Genomic DNA, 14,699 nt, shown 5'->3' with positions numbered 1-14,699 from the left:
ATAGGGTAAAATTTAGATGGCGGGGCCGTATGGATAGAAAGTGCCTCCGTAGACCGGCACCTGGATGGTGCCCAGCATGTGCTGGATGACCTCCTTGTCCCGGATGGTGGCCAAGTGGAAGGAATAGGAAAACACCTCCGAGGGGTCGCCCTCCTCCATCTGAAGGCGGAGGGGGTTGACCGCCCCCTGCTCGTAAGCTATGGAGGTGCCGGTCAGCTTGCCCATACCACTGAATTTGACGTCCAGCCATATCTCGCCTGCCGTGCACGAGGACGCAAACCACTCCCCGCTATTGGGCGTGGGAACCGTACCGATGTACCGGCCGGAGAGCATCAGCTTGCCCGGACGAATTCGGCAGCCGGTTATGTCGTCGCTGCCCTCGGCGCGCTCCAGGGTGACCTGATAGCCGTAGGCGGGAGGCTGCTCCGGCGCCTCGCTCCATACCATGCCGCCCTCCGGGCCGATGGTCGGGGCATCCGGTGACTTGTAGGCCTCGTCGTCATATTGCAATGTCTGGACCGGGTTGTCCTGCTGCTGCTCCTGGTCCAGCTCCTGCTGGTCGGCAGCCATCTGCTGGATGCGGTCTACCATGTCCTGCAGGGACAGGTGAGAGGGTACGCCCGTCGTGAGTGATGTAGTCTCGCCGGCTAAATCCACTGAGACTCCCTGGACGACGGTAGCCATGTCCCGGTACGCACGGCGAGCGCCCTCCAGGGCGAGCCGGCGGCCCACCAACCCGGCCGGACAGAGGGCGCGCAGGGACGTAACCGCACCCTCCCAGGGCAGCGGACGGGTGATCTCGTAATACTGCCGCAGGATGGACGTATAATCCGGCCACTCCATCGTGGATGACGGCGGTGTGCCTCCGCCGCTGATGGGCGGATCGCTGCCGTCATCCCCCCCGGCATCCCCGGACTTGCTGGCCCGGTAACGCATGCGCTGCTTGTTGATGGTGCGCCCGCGCCACTTGAGCCATCCCCAATAGCGGACGCGGCCTCCAAAGTTGCGGGTCTTGGTGAAGATCATCTCGGTGCCCTTGGGAGGCTTGGTGTCGGTGTATACGACCTGGCGCAGCTCTATGTAACTCCACTTAATGGTCTTGCAGATGGTGGACAGTTGACCGGACGCGTGGCGATATCGCTGGGCCGTATCATCGGTGGAGTAATTGGACAGGTCGCTGCCCTCTACATCCGCTATCAGAGACCGCTTGATGATCCCCAATCCTACTCCAGTCGCCTTGGCCAGCTCCGGCACCTGGGACTGCCACCACTTGAGGTCGGCCGCCCCCGTACCCGTGGGCAGCCTGTCGCCCCTGACCTCGACAATCGGCTTGGTAAAATCCCAGACGGGGTCCTCACTGCTGACCGGAGGCTCGTCCCCGGTGGAGGTGGCGCCACCGGACAGCGCCACCTGGATGGTGACACATCCCTCCTGGTGCAGGTCAGCTCCCTTGGGCCAGACTTGGGACTGGTAAGCCTGCCGTCCGGCCGTCAGTACGACGCCCACGGCCGGAGGCACCAGGTCCGGGCGGGGAGACAGGTTGATACCGGACAACCGATCGCGCACACGGTCCAGCGTCGCCACCGGCAACTCCTCTCCGTCAGCCACCTTGATCACGGGAGAGGCCCCGGAGTAATCAACCCAGCACACCATGCCAGGACGGCCGCCCAGAAGCTTGCGCAACACCCCGGCATACATGTCACAGCCCAACGCAGTGTCCCACATCCAGGCCGTGGGAGATACGGCCACCTCAATGCCGACGTCTGCCGGTAGCAGTCCGTACTTGCGGGCATCCTCCAGCAGCCACTGCACCGTGCTGGCGATCTTGATCTTGCGCGGCACGTCCACGCCATCACCCCCGCCTCCGGAGACATAGGGAGACAAGCCGCCGCTCAGTTTACCGCCAGGATTGAAACACAAGGCCGCCTCCAGGGGTTGGAGGATATCGCATGCCTCCATGGACCAGCGCCAGGCATTGCCGGACTGCTCCAGAGCGCACTTGCGGATCGTGCCCTGTAGCACGATGACGCCGTCCCAGACTACGCGCACATCATCCAGGTAGGCATAGGGAGCCGGCTCGTCCTGGTCGCGGGCCAGCTGCAGCCAAGATACCTTGGCGGCCGTAAAATTGCGCCAGTCATACTTGGCTCCTTTGATGGCGCTGCCTGTTAGCTCAATGACGTGCATGGAGGATCAATCGGTGATGGATAGGGGTTAATGGCGACCGTACTGCTCACGGGATTTGAGGGCTGCCACCTCCCGCTCAATCGTGCTCAAACGGTCGTTGTGCCGGGAGGAGTTATCGGCCGCCTGCTTGGCGATGGTGACAAACTGCTGCATGACATCCAGGATACGGCCAGAGGTGTCGCTCTGACCAAACATCTGCCGGGTAAACTCGCCGATCATGGAGCTGTAGTCCTGGCCTGCTGCAGGCTGGGGAGCAGGATGCGGAGGAGGTTGTGGCGCCTGGGCTCCGGCCCGGATACGCGTGCGCACCGCATCCTCCGCGTCCAGGTCGCGGCCCTCCGGAGTAACGCGGCGGGGCTTGACCGGCTGAGGCCTGGACATGGTCATCAATATCCGGCCCAGCTCGCCCTGGACCAGCTCCTTGACCAGGGAGACGACACGCTGCCCGGCGGCATCGTCTCCGTTGATACGCATGGACAGGGACTGGAGCCGCTTGACGGTGGCCTCATTGAGGATGCCGTACTTGGCCACATCCTTGAGGATCGCCACAATCTTGCTGGCGGCCCCATCCTTGGGCAGGCTGGGCGTAATGTCGGAGAGGCCGTCCAGCTTGGCCTTGTAGCGACTCGCCTCCAGGTCCTTGCGCTCCAGGGGAGTCAACAACTCTCTCTCTCCGGACGCGGCTCTGGAGTATCCCTTGATCATGTCGTCCACCATCCACTTGACCTTGGCCCGCAGCTCCCTGGGCAACCCCTTGAGGGCCTCGTCGCGCATCTGTCCCAGGCGCACGGCGTCCTGCTCGGACATGTAGCCGGCATCGGCCATGTGCTGCCCCTGGGTCAGCAGCCGCTTGAGCCTGGGAGTCTCACGCTCCTTGTAATCCTGGCTGGCAGTGAGCTTGTCGTAGTGCTCGCGCCAGCGCTCCTGGACGCCCTTGCGCTGGCTGGCCAGTTCGGCGAGGTCCTTTTGCCGACGCTCGTCGGCAGCCACGGCGCTGGCCTGATCCGCCTTGGCGGCGGCGATGGTAGCCTCCTTGGAGTTGATCTCACGCTGGTACTGCAGTATCTGCTGCTGAGTAGTGACGTTGGCCTCGTCCAGCTTGAGCTGGTTTTCTTTTTCCTTGAGACGGTCCTTGATATCTTTTTGTTTGGCTTCCTGAGCTGCAATATCTGCGGCGATATCATTCTTCATCTTCTCTGCACCATCGTTGTTAGCCGAGTACGACTTGAGAGGATTGCTAGTGCGGTAATAGTCCTCAATGGCATCTATTTTATCTTCAACAAGCTGACGCTCTGCTTGCTGGGATTTGTCTTTGGCAATAGCAATGTTGGCTGTGCCCAACTCTTTATTGATGCGCTCCAATCGGGCACGGTCTGCCTGTAATCTGCGCTCCGTCTCATAGATGGCATTTTCCGCCCCCAGCAACGGATTCATCCGTTGCTGCTTGTTAAGTTCCTGCGTCTTTTCGAGTAGGCTAATACTTTTTTCGAGGCGTTGTTTTTCCTGTTCTAATTTCTGTTTCTGCGGCAGGAGGTCCTTGGCCTCCTGATGCGCCTTGTCAAGCACCTCCTCCCGTCGCTTGAGTGTGCGATATCCATCCGGAGTCACACCCGCATAAGGCGACTTGGCCGCCTGCTCCTGCTCAGCCTTGATCTGGGCCACCTGTTTGGCCGTTTCATCGCGTGCCTGGATGGCTGCATCCAGCATGATCTGCTGACGATCCTCACGAGACTTGGCAGCGGACTTGGCCTCGGAGGCGTCCAGGTCGGCCATCAGGGCGGCGGCCGTTTCTTTACTGATTTCCCCCCTGATCTCGCGGGTCTTGACGATGGTACGCTGCAGCTCCAGCTCCTTTTGACGGAGGGCCTCGACATGATCCACCTCCGCCGTGCGGTTGACGGCCAGCTGGCCGATGAGCTGGAGGCGCTGGGTGTAGAGGTCATTGATGGCCGTGATCCTGCGCTGCTCCTCGTCATAGATGCGCTCTCGCTTGGCGTTGGTCAGCGCATCGGTATAAGCCTGCTCGCGGGTGGCGGCCTCGGTGGCCAGCCGGTCCTTAAGCTCCCGCGCCCGCTTGACAGCGGCCTTGTCCACGCCCTCAATGTATTTATCCCAGGCATCCAGGATGGCTTTGCCCCACGCCACCCCCCGGTTGTAGGCAGCCTCCAGCTCGGTAGGGATGTTAAACGTCGCCTGTACCTTGCTCTTGAGGTTACCCAATCCGGACGCCGCTCTCCTAGCTCCCCTCTCCATTTTGCGCCCGGCCTCTTCTCCCTTGCTGCCGGCCTTGTCCATCTCATTGCCGGTGGTCTTGGCCTCCTGGCCAACCTGACTGACGGCCTCCTGCACACCCTCTGCAGCGTCACTGGTCTTGTCCAGGGCATCGGCAGTCTCCTCAGCGGCATCGGTCACCTCCTCCAGGTTGGTGGCGACCTCCTTGTCGCCCAGCTCCTCGTTGACCTGGTGTGCCGTCTTGCGGACCTTGTCGAGTCCCTTGTTGACTTGATCCAGTCCTCGCGTGTCGGCCTTGGCCTCCACACCTACCTGTACCTTGTAATCCTTGTCTGCCATGGTGATATGATAGTTATTAGTTAATAGTTAAAAGTTAATAGAGTGGTTAAGAGATGTCTCCCGTGAGGGTGAGGGATACCTGCAGGGCAGCCCAGACCTTGCCCTCGGCATCCGGCAGCCGGATATCCTCCGGACGGCGGCCGAGGCGCGGCCCATCCGGACCGAGGTCATGATCGCTCGTGAGCGGCAGAGGCTGGGCAAGGTCAACCGTAGCGTGGTAGGTCCTGGTCCGGCCCGGCCGGCCCTGGTAGTAGCAGGACAACCAGGTAACCACACCCTCCGGGTGCAGGGTGAGCGCCTCCTGCAGGTCGAGTCCCCAGGCATGGGCGCGGGCGAAAGTCGTAAACGCCCGCACGAGGGTAAAAGACATCTGCAGGGAGGCGTTGCCACGGGCTGCCTGGTGCATCCAGGGACTACCGATGACGGCCTCGCGCTGGATCTGGACGGATGGCTTGACGGTCACCAGCTCCTCCATCACGTCGTCGTATTGGCACAGCACGATATCCCGGAGTCCGTCCGGACGGTAGATGACCGTGTCGAGAGAGAGGTAGTGCATGGTGTGATGAGAGTGGAGAGGTGAGACTTAAGAGTTGAGAGCCGTGAAATACCGGAAAAACGCCACCGCGCTGGGGTCCGCGAGTACAAACTGCATGTACTCGGAGGGTGTGCAAATGCGCCGGCCGCCGGCACTATTGACAGCCTCAACCGTCAGTAGTACGGCCTCGTGCACCTCGACGGCCCCCTCGCGGGCAGCGGGGTTATTGATCACGGAGTCGTCTCCCAGTTGTGCCCACACCTGGGAGGCTTGCCAGTCCTCACCCATGCTCGCGATTGCGGTGACTGTTGCCTCCAGGACCGGGGCCTGATCGGCGGGTATGTCATCCTGGGTATAATGGTCAGTGTGAGTGTAGCCGTCCGCGTCCTGGTACACGGCTGTCATGGTGTACTTGTCCCACTTACCTGGGCGCGGAAAATGTAAATGTATCTCTTGCATGTTGTTGTTAAGCTAATTGGTTAATCTTGACGACGGAGGCTTGGGCGTAGTGATGGCCGACAAACGCCCACACCTGCCGGGGCTGGCCAGTCGTGTTGGGAGCCAGCGTCAGGGTGATCTGGCCGCCTCCGGCTGGTGTCTGCTCAGAGGACTGCATGCACCATACGGCGGCGGGGTCATGCCCGCACATGGTATCGTTGAGTATATAAACCGCCTCGGACAGCGTGGACGATACCGTCAGCGTTACCTCACCGCCCTCCGCAGGTACATCCAGCGCGGAAGCCGTCACCGCCGGCATAGGCTTGGCCGTTACTCCGTCCATCACCACGCGCCCCATAATGGATCGTACATCGTTGACCCCCAGCGCGGGGGCTGCGTCAATCCTCATGCCTCCCATACGCAGCCCCACTTGCAAGGTACTGCTTGCCTCGTGAGCCTTGGCCTTAACTGTGACGCAGGCCGTGTGGCCGCTGCCACAAAACAAGGATGTCATCGGCATAACATAATTGCCGTCGACAAACAGTTCCCATCTGTTCATCGTGTTTTGATGATCGGCGGCTGCGCGGGGTGCCATTGCCACGGCAACGTAAGTGATCTTGGGCACAAGCGCCCACATATATAGCTGGTCGCCAACGGCGCGCCCATAATCCGTGCCTCGGATCAGGCAAGACGTCGTACTCCCCAGGTAGCTTGTGGGATAAATCGTCACCTGCCATGCGGGTGCCATGTCCCGGCTGGTGTAATTATTGACTGCGTTGAGCAACGGATACCTGTAATCCGCTGCGTCCAGATTGTAGTCAGCCCAATGGATGGGGTGAGCATAACAGGGCGCTGCCGGATTAGTTGTCGATGAGTACCCTTGGGATGTGCTCCCCAGCAGGATAGACGCCTTGTCAGAGCCGATAATCCGCCATACAACGGCGGCGGCATAAGCACTATTGTTATGATCTCCCATGTAATTGGCAAATTTCCACGCGCCTGTAGATCGGCCAATCAAAGACACACCGGCGGAGGGCATCATGGTAATCAAAAAATCGTGCAGATCGTTGGTATACACCGCCTCCTTAGAGGATGCGTTGGCCGTGACTACATTATAAGCGTCGGACATCTGCATCTGCCGCACCAGTGTTGTCACCCAAGACGGGATCAGCGTCTCCATGTAGTAGTTCGCCCGCCGCCAATCATCTGCGGCCCGCTGCTCTATCAGCGCCTCGTAAGAGATAGCCTCCTGGGCCGTGGCAGGCAGCGGCACGCGAACGCCCCTGGATGCCGTGACGGTGGCATCAAATACCTGTGGCTGTGTCCATGTGTAGGATTTGGAGGTGTCCACAGCGCCCACGTCCCCGCGCGGTATAGTCATGTCCAGTTGCCACGATCCCGGCGTGCTGCCGGGTGTCAGGGAGGCGGTTGCCTGGCTGCCTGGCTCGCCCGTCGTGACCGTGCCAACAGTGATGGCCAGACCCTCGGCAATCTCCTGAGCTGCGTCCCTGGCCGCCTCGGATGCGCGGGCATCCTGGTATGTCTGCTTGCTGGTAGCGGCAGCATAATCCGTCAACCGCTGCACCTCGGCGCGGGTGGCCAGATTAACCCCTCCCACGCTGACGCCGTCCTGATAAGTACAGGACAACATCATTGCGGGCATGACGGTGGCATCGGTAATCGGTCCGTCCAGCGCAGACGCAATCCCGCGCCCGTCGGCTGCCGTCACCATCTGCCGGGCGATGGACAGGGGGATCTCCACTGGCGCCTCGGGCGTGCCACCATAGACGTGCAGCGCCACCTCGTCCCCGATTACAATATCCGTATCGGCAATCATCCCCCACATGTACAGGTCCACGTCAGTGCTGGATGCTACGGCCTGACTGGATCGTGCCGCCAATACCCAGTCCCCGCCCGGAGCACGTCGCCAGATGTCCAGCCAGCGCGGTGTGGTGTCCGTCGTGCCGAGGACTGCCCACATGTACACGTCACGCACCTTGCAGATCGATCCGACATAACCGGTCAAGAGGTCATCGCCAAATATAAACCGAGCCCATGACCATGCCACGGTCTGGTCCTGGTCATAGCCGGGAGGCGACATGGATGCCGTGCCGCTGGCCGGAGTGACATACATGCCGGCGTTGTGCAAGGCGTCTGGCAGCTGGTTGGCCAGGGATGCGGCCACCATCTCCTCCCAGTTGACGATGACGTCATCTGGAGGGACGACGTCTGCCGGCATGATATCCTGGCGCACTCTTACCTTGATCAGGGATGAGGTGCGCTGGGAGCCGTCTCCGTCAATAATGACCACCTCCGCGACCAGGTCGATGCGATCGGCGCTGCCCATGGCTGCGATCAACTGAGTCGTGTTGACCGACAAGCTGCCAACATAAGCCAGCCCCAGAGCGTCGTCGACCGGCTCCAGGTTGGTGGCGGCCAGGACCAGGGTATCGTCACCCAGGGCGGTCTTGACGGCCAGCGCCGGCCTTGTGCCGGAGGGAGTCACCGGAGTGCCCTCATCCAGCAGAGTGATGCGCAGGGGCAGCTTATCGCCGCGCACCAGGGACAGGTCGGTGACCGGTATGCCGCCGGGGTGCATGACGGCCATGGTGGCCAAGTCAATCAGGAGTATCATATCAGTGTGGGGGGAGGAGAGTGGAGAGTTGAGAAAGGTTCCTCCCGGCGGATCGCCGGGAGGAAGTGGCGTGCTTAGGCCGCCGGATAGTCCGCGTCAGGCGTCAGCTTGCAAAGCGGGTTGTAAACAACGCTGAGCTCAAATTCGGCCAGGGACGGATCAGACGCCGCCTTGGCCGGGTTGACCAGACGCAGGCGGCCCTGCATGCAGGCGCTCATGATCCTGGCGCCGTCGCGGTAGGCGTCGGTCCACTCCGTGTAGACGTAGACGTCGATCTGCGTGGAGCCGGCGGCAAACACAACCTGCTCCGTGCCCCAGTCCTCGCGCAGCCCAAAAGAGAGCTGCAGGAATTCAGGGGTGATGTAGTTGGAGGCAAACAGGAATTTACGCTTGGTGACCAGCTGCATCTCCTCGGTCTCGTAGGTGCCGCCGACGCTGGTGCCCTCAATCTCTGCGGTCTTGGGCTCAATCTGAGGGTTGCTGGTGCGGACCTTGCCCATGTAGAGCCAGGGGCCGGGGTCCTCGTCGCTCGGAGGGACGGGCAGCCAGTCTGCAGACACGGTCTTGGCCTGGTCGCCGCTGCCGATGGAGGCTCCGAATTTGGCGATGCTGACCTTGGAGCCGATGATCAGGCCGGGGATGATAAATCTAGACATATCAGTGATTAGTGGTTGGTTAATGGTTGGTAGTTACACGCCGATGATGACGGCCAGCTTGGCCGCCTCCAGGGCCTTGGCCTGGGAGGCTGTCACTTTGGCGGTCGCACCTGCGCGCCCGTAAGCGCCGTTGATGAGCGTGCCCGTCTTGGTCACGCGGACTAACACCAGCGTATCCTCCTGGGCGGGAGCCTGCGGAGTCGTGCCGGTCGTATCTGTGTTGTTGGTTGTGTTGGTCTTAGCCATGGTTGTGTGTTGTGGGTGAGGATGAGGGAAAAATTAAAAGTTGACGGGAGCGTAGAGGATGATGGCCCGTCCCCGGAAGCCGGTGAGCTTGGACTTACTCATATCGTAATCCTCGACGGATGCCACGGAAGGCATGTCGTAGCAGACGCGGTCGACGACCGGGTCCCAGGTGCGGACCGCGTGCAGCGCCTGCCCGACCATGCCGGACAGACAGCGCAGAGGCGGCATGCCTCCGGGCATCCCGGCTGTCCTGGCAAAGCAGCTCACGGCCAGCACGGCGTGCATGCGCACCATCGGAGCATCAACGCCCATGTCCAGCAGGGGGACGTATCCTGCAGGAGTGACGGCGACGCTGCCGGGCTTGCCAATGGCCACGCGGTTGATGGCGTCCACCTGGTCCTGGTCGTCCCACACGGTTGGGCACACCATCGGAGCCAGGACGTCGTCCTGCTGCAGGTGCTTGATGAGATGCTCGGCGAGCTTGTAATCCTTGTCCATGAGAGTGGAGAGTTAAGAGTTGAGTGTTGAGTTGTCGTCGGCCTGGGCCAGGAGGCGGTTGAGGACCAGGGTGGCGGCGTACACGGCATTCTTGCGCATCTGCTCGCGGGAGGGCATCACCTCCGGATGGGCCGGGATGGTGGCGGACTTGACCAGGGCACCCAGTGGTGTGACATCCTGGTAGTGGCCGTCCTTGTTGCGGCGCTTACGCTGCTTGACGCGGGCCAGGATGGCGCTGCCGGTATCGACGTCGCCCAGGACCATGACCTCCTCCTCCGGGATATTGAGGGATGCCAGGGAGCGCCGGCGCAGGGGGGAATCCTTAAACGGGATGAGCAGGCTCTTGATGCGGCGACCGGTCACCTCCGACTTGCGGCCGGAGGGCTTGACGGTGCCGCCCAGCCACTGCAGGCGCACGCCGATGTGGGTGATGTCGATGGTGGCCTTGTTGTCCCGGATGACGGGAGGGTTGACTGATCGCTTGGCCGCGCCCCAGAATCTCTGGGACTGGGTGCGGTCGAGCATGTCCTGGAAACTATCCCTTACTGCCTGGCGGGCAGCCCTGGCCACGTCAGCCACCATCTCCGTGCGGATGGCGGGAGCCAGGGGGAGCCGGTTAAGCCCAATCACATCTACGTGCAACCTGATCATGAGTTGACATCAGTTAAGGGTTGAGGCATAAGGGGGACATGAGTGGGATGGACGGCAAGATCAGTAACCGCGACCTGCGCTGGTGGCTCAAGGAGCTGGCCAGACCGCGCGATGCTGCGTCCGGCATCCGACCGGAGCCGTCCGACTGGGAAAGCCGAGCCCGCGCCCAGGGCTGGCAGCCGGCCAGACCGTTTGTAAGCGGCCGCCATAACAACGGCCGCCAGAACCGCCATCTCCGGCGTAAGGGTTGATCTGTTATTACTGCTCGCTGACATAGACGTAGGTGGGCGTACCGTCCCTCCCCCGGACGATCTTGTTGACTCCGTGGCGGACCTGCTGCATGAACAGGACCTCGCTCTCGTTGGTATGGGGATGCTGGTCGGACTTGTTGACAAGACGCCTCTGATCTTGGAGAGTGCGGACGATGGTGTCGATGCGGTGGCCGGAGCGGTAGTCCTCGTTGACAAGGATGATCCTCTCGTTGCCCGGTTTGCCGCTGCCGGCAAACCGCTGCGCCGTCTCCTCCGTGCGTGACCAGCTGTCCACCATCTTGGTGGGGAGCGCCTGGTAGCCGTCGCGCTTGATGGCAACCAGGAATTGGTCGGCGTTGTTGGGGTCGATGGACATGCCCCGGTAGAGCGTGCCGCTCTCCCGGACGTCGGTGGGCGTGATGCGGTTGACGGCATCGTAGAGGGCGTCCCACTCCTCCTGGGTGGCGTAGTCCTGGACTCCGCGCTGGCTCCTGTCAAATTTGCGCTGGTCCTCCACGAATTTGACCATGGCCCTGGCCTGGGTGTCCGGGATGACGGGAGGGCGCTGCCCGCAGATCACACGCCCGGCCTCGCTCCAGTGCACCGGGCGTGTGCCGTTGGGGTCGGTGTAGTAGACGCGGTCTCCCTCCACCTCCACGCAATCCTCCAGAGCCTCGACAAATGCCTGCTGCAGGTCGCCGTCCATCTTGGCGATGGACGCCTCCAGGCTGGCGTTGAGTGACTCGCCGTCCATGTCATCCACCGTCGCCTCCGGGATAACCAGGCCGTGGCGCTGAGCCTCCTCGTAGTCAACCGGGTCAACCCCCATGCCGGAGTTAAAATCAAACGGAGGATAGTCCAGGTCAAATCGGCTGAGCTTGCGCCAGATGGGCGAGGTAAGCAGCGCGATGTGGGAGCCGTCGGTGGCCACGCCCTCGTAGTTGACGGCCGCCGCCGCCTCCCTCCAGCGGGCGGCCCAGTCCCTGGGCTGGCGGCTGTAGCGGATACGCACCAGACGCTGGGCCGGATAGGCCAGCGACCCCATCATGGAGTCCCGGTAGGCTCGCTCTTGGACCATGGCCACGTTGGTCTCCAGGATCAGGCGCTGGCGGGCGTCGGAGTTGAGGTCCTGGATGGTGCCCTCTGTGCCGGGCTCCGGCTGGTAGCCGGTGGCCTTGAGCATCGCGCGGACCTCGCGCAGGGCGTCGGCCTCGGACAGGTTGCCGTCCACAATGCCCTGGGAGCGATCCCTAAATCCCTGCACACGCGCATAGTGCCCCTGCCTGGCCGTCCAGTAGGAGCGCTCGCGGATATCCGGGTCCACGCCGTCCCAGTCCGCCGACGACATGCCGGCAGCAGGCACCGTGACCTTGGCACGCATGATATCCGAGGGAGAGGGCATTGCTGTTGAGTGAGGAGGGTTGAGAGTGGAGAGTTGAGCTGCTGTTACCTGTTAACTCCCCGTCCGGGGGACGGGAACAACCCCGGAGCTCCGGAGCCGTAGGCAGGGCGCGGTCCCTGGACGTAGGGGCGCTTACCGGGAGGCACGGGCATGCGGCCATCCGGACCGATCACCCGGTGGGTGCCGGCCCGGACGGCCTCCAGCCGCTCGCGGGCGGCTGTGTTGGCCTTATCCCGGTCCTCGGAGACCATCACCGCAAACCGCTTGAGCAGACGCCAGGCGATCATGTCCAGGGCCTCCGGCTTGAGCGTGCGCGGGATGGTGGTGTCGCTCTGCAGGTCCATCACATTGGCGGCGTTGGCAGCAATGGCCTCGCGCACGGCTGCCGTCACGTCCTGGATGATGCCGGGGATGACGGTGCCATCCGTGTCGGCGGCCGTGATGGCCTCCAGCTCCGCTCGGTCGATGGCCTCCGTGAGCATGTCCGCCGTCAATGTGATCCAGCTTGACATTGTTGTTGAGAGTAGAGGGTGGAGAGTTAAGAGTTGGGTTGCTCGTCCGGGGACTCCGGGGCGGGATCGTCGAGGTGCAGGATCATATCGACTATCGTGTCACACATGCCCAGGGTCTCGGCCGCCTTATGCAGGTCGAGGGTCTCGTAGGGCTTGGTACGGGCCAGCAAGCCGCCGATGATACCGCCGGCGATGATGGCTGTGATCTCCTGTCTGGGAGTCAAGCCGGCCTGGATGGGACGCAAGGAGGCGACGTATGGCTCCAGGGTCTTGGCGGGGCCATATAGGGCCTCGTACTCGTCCTCGGTCATGTTGGGTCCGTGATCGTTCCCTGCCTCCTGGTTGGTGCCGTCACCCTTGTCGGCGGGCGTGGGGGAGTCTACGGCAGGTTGATTGGCGGGATTGGCTACAGGCTCCGGTGTGGATGCCTCGGCAGCGGTGTCCTCTGCGGGCGGCGTGATCTGCTCCTGGTCGGTATTGGCAGGTGCTATATCCTGAGCGGGAGCCTGAGGAGCGTCGTGATTGGTAGCCTTGTTGGTCTTGGTTGATTTAGCGGTCATCTTGATTGTGTATTGATGGTAAGTATTAAGAGAGGGAGCGTGGAGGCAAGAGCATCTCAACTCTTAACTCTCCACACTCCACCCTGTATTAAGCGATCTGCATGCGCATCATGCAGGAGGGAGCCGAGAAGACCACCTTGTGGTGGCCCTTGATGCGCAGCCACTCTGTGGAGATGTCGTCGTCACGGTAGGTCTCCACCGTGCTGTACATGTCGTCTCCGGCGATGTTGAGCGTCTTGAGCGCCGTGATGTCAAATGGGCTCGGATCGTCGTCAGCGTAAAACAAGTAGAAATTGCTGCCCACGATGCTGACGTTGTCCACCTCTGCTCCCGCCACGCCTCCGGGATTGTAGGAGGCGATGGAGCGCATGATCTTGACCGGCGGGATGTCGTCTCCTTTTAGACCGATAAAATCCAGGAACTTGTCCTGGGTGAGTACCTTGGGAGACCCCTCACCCATCTTGTACTGGATTTGCTTGTTGGCCTCAACAAGGTCCCAGATATCGCCCGTAGTCAGGATGCGGTTGGGATAGACTCCATTGTTCCGAGCAAATTGTTTAGCCATCTTTTTCAGGATATCCGCCAAGGGCAGGTCCAGGTTGGTCCACTTGTTGGCCTCGTTGGTGTCGCCCACCTTGGTGATGCTGGGGATGATGGAGTTGGCGTAATCAAACACCTCCTTGTTGTGGCTAATCAACATGCGGCGGGCCAGTCCCCGGGTCTTGGCCTGGCGCAGGCTGTTACGGTAGACCTCCTGGTCGATGGCACCGAGCAGCTCGCGGTCGTCGATGCCGATCTTGAGGGTGTGCTCCTCCAACATGACCGGGAGGTCCTCTCCCTGGATGTCGATGGTGCGAGGTGCCTCGTACATGCCGCGCCGGGTATCGGAGACCGCAAATGCGTCCTGGCGCAGGTAGCGCTTGTAGGAGGTCAGCAAGCCGGGGGCCTTGACACCCGGAGCAAGAAAGCGTGCCGGGTCGTGGAGTTGAGTGCCGTACCAGCCGACGATGTAGTTGGTCAGCGGCAGGTTGACGGCGTAAGTTGCAGATGTGCTCATATGAGTTAATAGTGATTAGTTAACAGTTAATAGCGTATTAGGCGGTGGGCGTTGCCCAGGCGACGAGCAGGGCCTCGTGGAGGCAGCTGCCCTGTCCGCTGGTGTTGGGGGCCATGGACTGAGCCACGATGAGCTCACCGGCCGTGCCGGTGGCTGCCTTGACGGTGGCATCAGCGCACAGCACCAGATAGGTGCCGGTCTCGATCATGCCGGGAGTGTCGTTGAGACGGACCTGGACGATGCCCGGATGAGGCATCAGGATCAGGTCGCCGCCGTTGCCGTCGGCGCCGTCGCGTCCGTCGGGGTTGCTGACGACGCCGTCAGGGACGGTGGTGGCGGACGTCACCAGGGACATCGTCTGTCCGTCAGCGGAGAGCTTGGCGAATTTGCCCTCGCTCTTGTCGGTGCCGGTGGTGCCGGCCGGCCAGTCGCGGCGCACCACGGGAGTTTGCTTAATAATCATCTTGTTTAGAGTTGAGTGTTGAGAGTTGGGAGTGGAG

The 14,699-nt window shown here is 61.9% G+C and carries 14 protein-coding genes; all 14 read right to left on the bottom strand.

The window, feature by feature from the left end:
• Positions 1-12 precede the first annotated feature (12 nt).
• The 14 genes from P8A25_RS07340 to P8A25_RS07275 all read right to left on the bottom strand — a co-directional run bounded on the left by P8A25_RS07340 (position 13) and on the right by P8A25_RS07275 (position 14,662).
• Positions 13-2,187: a hypothetical protein gene (locus tag P8A25_RS07340; RefSeq protein WP_102749346.1), complete on the bottom strand. Its 2,175-nt coding sequence runs from the start codon at positions 2,185-2,187 to the stop codon at positions 13-15.
• A 27-nt stretch (positions 2,188-2,214) separates the two neighbouring features.
• Complete coding sequence (locus P8A25_RS07335; RefSeq protein WP_180976191.1) at positions 2,215-4,758, bottom strand: hypothetical protein; 2,544 nt, start codon at positions 4,756-4,758, stop codon at positions 2,215-2,217.
• A gap of 46 nt (positions 4,759-4,804) precedes the next feature.
• On the bottom strand, positions 4,805-5,314 hold the full coding sequence (locus tag P8A25_RS07330; protein WP_102749345.1) for a hypothetical protein: 510 nt from the start codon (positions 5,312-5,314) through the stop codon (positions 4,805-4,807).
• A 27-nt stretch (positions 5,315-5,341) separates the two neighbouring features.
• The gene (locus tag P8A25_RS07325; RefSeq protein ID WP_102749344.1) at positions 5,342-5,698 is read right to left on the bottom strand and encodes a hypothetical protein; all 357 of its coding nucleotides are present in this window, start codon (positions 5,696-5,698) and stop codon (positions 5,342-5,344) included.
• A 61-nt stretch (positions 5,699-5,759) separates the two neighbouring features.
• Positions 5,760-8,366 carry a BACON domain-containing protein gene (locus P8A25_RS07320; RefSeq protein ID WP_102749343.1) on the bottom strand — a complete coding sequence of 869 codons (2,607 nt, stop codon included), beginning with the start codon at positions 8,364-8,366 and terminating at the stop codon, positions 5,760-5,762.
• Positions 8,367-8,440: 74 nt separating this feature from the next.
• On the bottom strand, positions 8,441-9,022 hold the full coding sequence (locus P8A25_RS07315) for a hypothetical protein (RefSeq protein ID WP_102749342.1): 582 nt from the start codon (positions 9,020-9,022) through the stop codon (positions 8,441-8,443).
• Positions 9,023-9,055: 33 nt separating this feature from the next.
• The gene (locus tag P8A25_RS07310) at positions 9,056-9,268 is read right to left on the bottom strand and encodes a hypothetical protein (protein ID WP_102749341.1); all 213 of its coding nucleotides are present in this window, start codon (positions 9,266-9,268) and stop codon (positions 9,056-9,058) included.
• A 33-nt stretch (positions 9,269-9,301) separates the two neighbouring features.
• Positions 9,302-9,766 carry a hypothetical protein gene (locus P8A25_RS07305; RefSeq protein ID WP_102749340.1) on the bottom strand — a complete coding sequence of 155 codons (465 nt, stop codon included), beginning with the start codon at positions 9,764-9,766 and terminating at the stop codon, positions 9,302-9,304.
• Positions 9,767-9,778: 12 nt separating this feature from the next.
• Positions 9,779-10,417 (bottom strand): hypothetical protein, encoded by a 639-nt coding sequence (locus tag P8A25_RS07300; RefSeq protein WP_102749339.1) that lies wholly within the window; start codon positions 10,415-10,417, stop codon positions 9,779-9,781.
• Between the two features lie 258 nt (positions 10,418-10,675).
• Positions 10,676-11,746 carry a hypothetical protein gene (locus P8A25_RS07295; RefSeq protein ID WP_180976189.1) on the bottom strand — a complete coding sequence of 357 codons (1,071 nt, stop codon included), beginning with the start codon at positions 11,744-11,746 and terminating at the stop codon, positions 10,676-10,678.
• 368 nt (positions 11,747-12,114) lie between these two features.
• On the bottom strand, positions 12,115-12,582 hold the full coding sequence (locus tag P8A25_RS07290) for a phage protein Gp36 family protein (RefSeq protein ID WP_102749337.1): 468 nt from the start codon (positions 12,580-12,582) through the stop codon (positions 12,115-12,117).
• Between the two features lie 26 nt (positions 12,583-12,608).
• Positions 12,609-13,142, bottom strand: coding sequence for a hypothetical protein (locus P8A25_RS07285; RefSeq protein WP_102749336.1), 534 nt, complete (start codon positions 13,140-13,142; stop codon positions 12,609-12,611).
• An 88-nt stretch (positions 13,143-13,230) separates the two neighbouring features.
• The gene (locus tag P8A25_RS07280; protein ID WP_102749335.1) at positions 13,231-14,199 is read right to left on the bottom strand and encodes a hypothetical protein; all 969 of its coding nucleotides are present in this window, start codon (positions 14,197-14,199) and stop codon (positions 13,231-13,233) included.
• 37 nt (positions 14,200-14,236) lie between these two features.
• A complete protein-coding gene (locus P8A25_RS07275; RefSeq protein WP_146024285.1) occupies positions 14,237-14,662 on the bottom strand; it encodes a hypothetical protein in 426 nt (141 codons plus the stop codon).
• Positions 14,663-14,699: the final 37 nt, after the last annotated feature.

Origin of the sequence: Akkermansia sp. BCRC 18949 (genome assembly GCF_045011645.1) — a bacterium.
In the GTDB taxonomy this organism is placed as follows: domain Bacteria; phylum Verrucomicrobiota; class Verrucomicrobiia; order Verrucomicrobiales; family Akkermansiaceae; genus Akkermansia; species Akkermansia massiliensis.
Note: the sequence above shows the minus strand (reverse complement) of the source record. Positions and strands in the feature narration are given on the sequence as shown.

What these genes read in the sequence shown, in the direction of transcription:
- P8A25_RS07340 (WP_102749346.1), bottom strand. Translation starts at nt 2,187, where the DNA reads ATGCACGTCATTGAGCTAACAGGCAGCGCCATCAAAGGAGCCAAGTAT.
- P8A25_RS07335 (WP_180976191.1), bottom strand. Translation starts at nt 4,758, where the DNA reads ATGGCAGACAAGGATTACAAGGTACAGGTAGGTGTGGAGGCCAAGGCC.
- P8A25_RS07330 (WP_102749345.1), bottom strand. Translation starts at nt 5,314, where the DNA reads ATGCACTACCTCTCTCTCGACACGGTCATCTACCGTCCGGACGGACTC.
- P8A25_RS07325 (WP_102749344.1), bottom strand. Translation starts at nt 5,698, where the DNA reads ATGACAGCCGTGTACCAGGACGCGGACGGCTACACTCACACTGACCAT.
- P8A25_RS07320 (WP_102749343.1), bottom strand. Translation starts at nt 8,366, where the DNA reads ATGATACTCCTGATTGACTTGGCCACCATGGCCGTCATGCACCCCGGC.
- P8A25_RS07315 (WP_102749342.1), bottom strand. Translation starts at nt 9,022, where the DNA reads ATGTCTAGATTTATCATCCCCGGCCTGATCATCGGCTCCAAGGTCAGC.
- P8A25_RS07310 (WP_102749341.1), bottom strand. Translation starts at nt 9,268, where the DNA reads ATGGCTAAGACCAACACAACCAACAACACAGATACGACCGGCACGACT.
- P8A25_RS07305 (WP_102749340.1), bottom strand. Translation starts at nt 9,766, where the DNA reads ATGGACAAGGATTACAAGCTCGCCGAGCATCTCATCAAGCACCTGCAG.
- P8A25_RS07300 (WP_102749339.1), bottom strand. Translation starts at nt 10,417, where the DNA reads ATGATCAGGTTGCACGTAGATGTGATTGGGCTTAACCGGCTCCCCCTG.
- P8A25_RS07295 (WP_180976189.1), bottom strand. Translation starts at nt 11,746, where the DNA reads ATGGTCCAAGAGCGAGCCTACCGGGACTCCATGATGGGGTCGCTGGCC.
- P8A25_RS07290 (WP_102749337.1), bottom strand. Translation starts at nt 12,582, where the DNA reads ATGTCAAGCTGGATCACATTGACGGCGGACATGCTCACGGAGGCCATC.
- P8A25_RS07285 (WP_102749336.1), bottom strand. Translation starts at nt 13,142, where the DNA reads ATGACCGCTAAATCAACCAAGACCAACAAGGCTACCAATCACGACGCT.
- P8A25_RS07280 (WP_102749335.1), bottom strand. Translation starts at nt 14,199, where the DNA reads ATGAGCACATCTGCAACTTACGCCGTCAACCTGCCGCTGACCAACTAC.
- P8A25_RS07275 (WP_146024285.1), bottom strand. Translation starts at nt 14,662, where the DNA reads ATGATTATTAAGCAAACTCCCGTGGTGCGCCGCGACTGGCCGGCCGGC.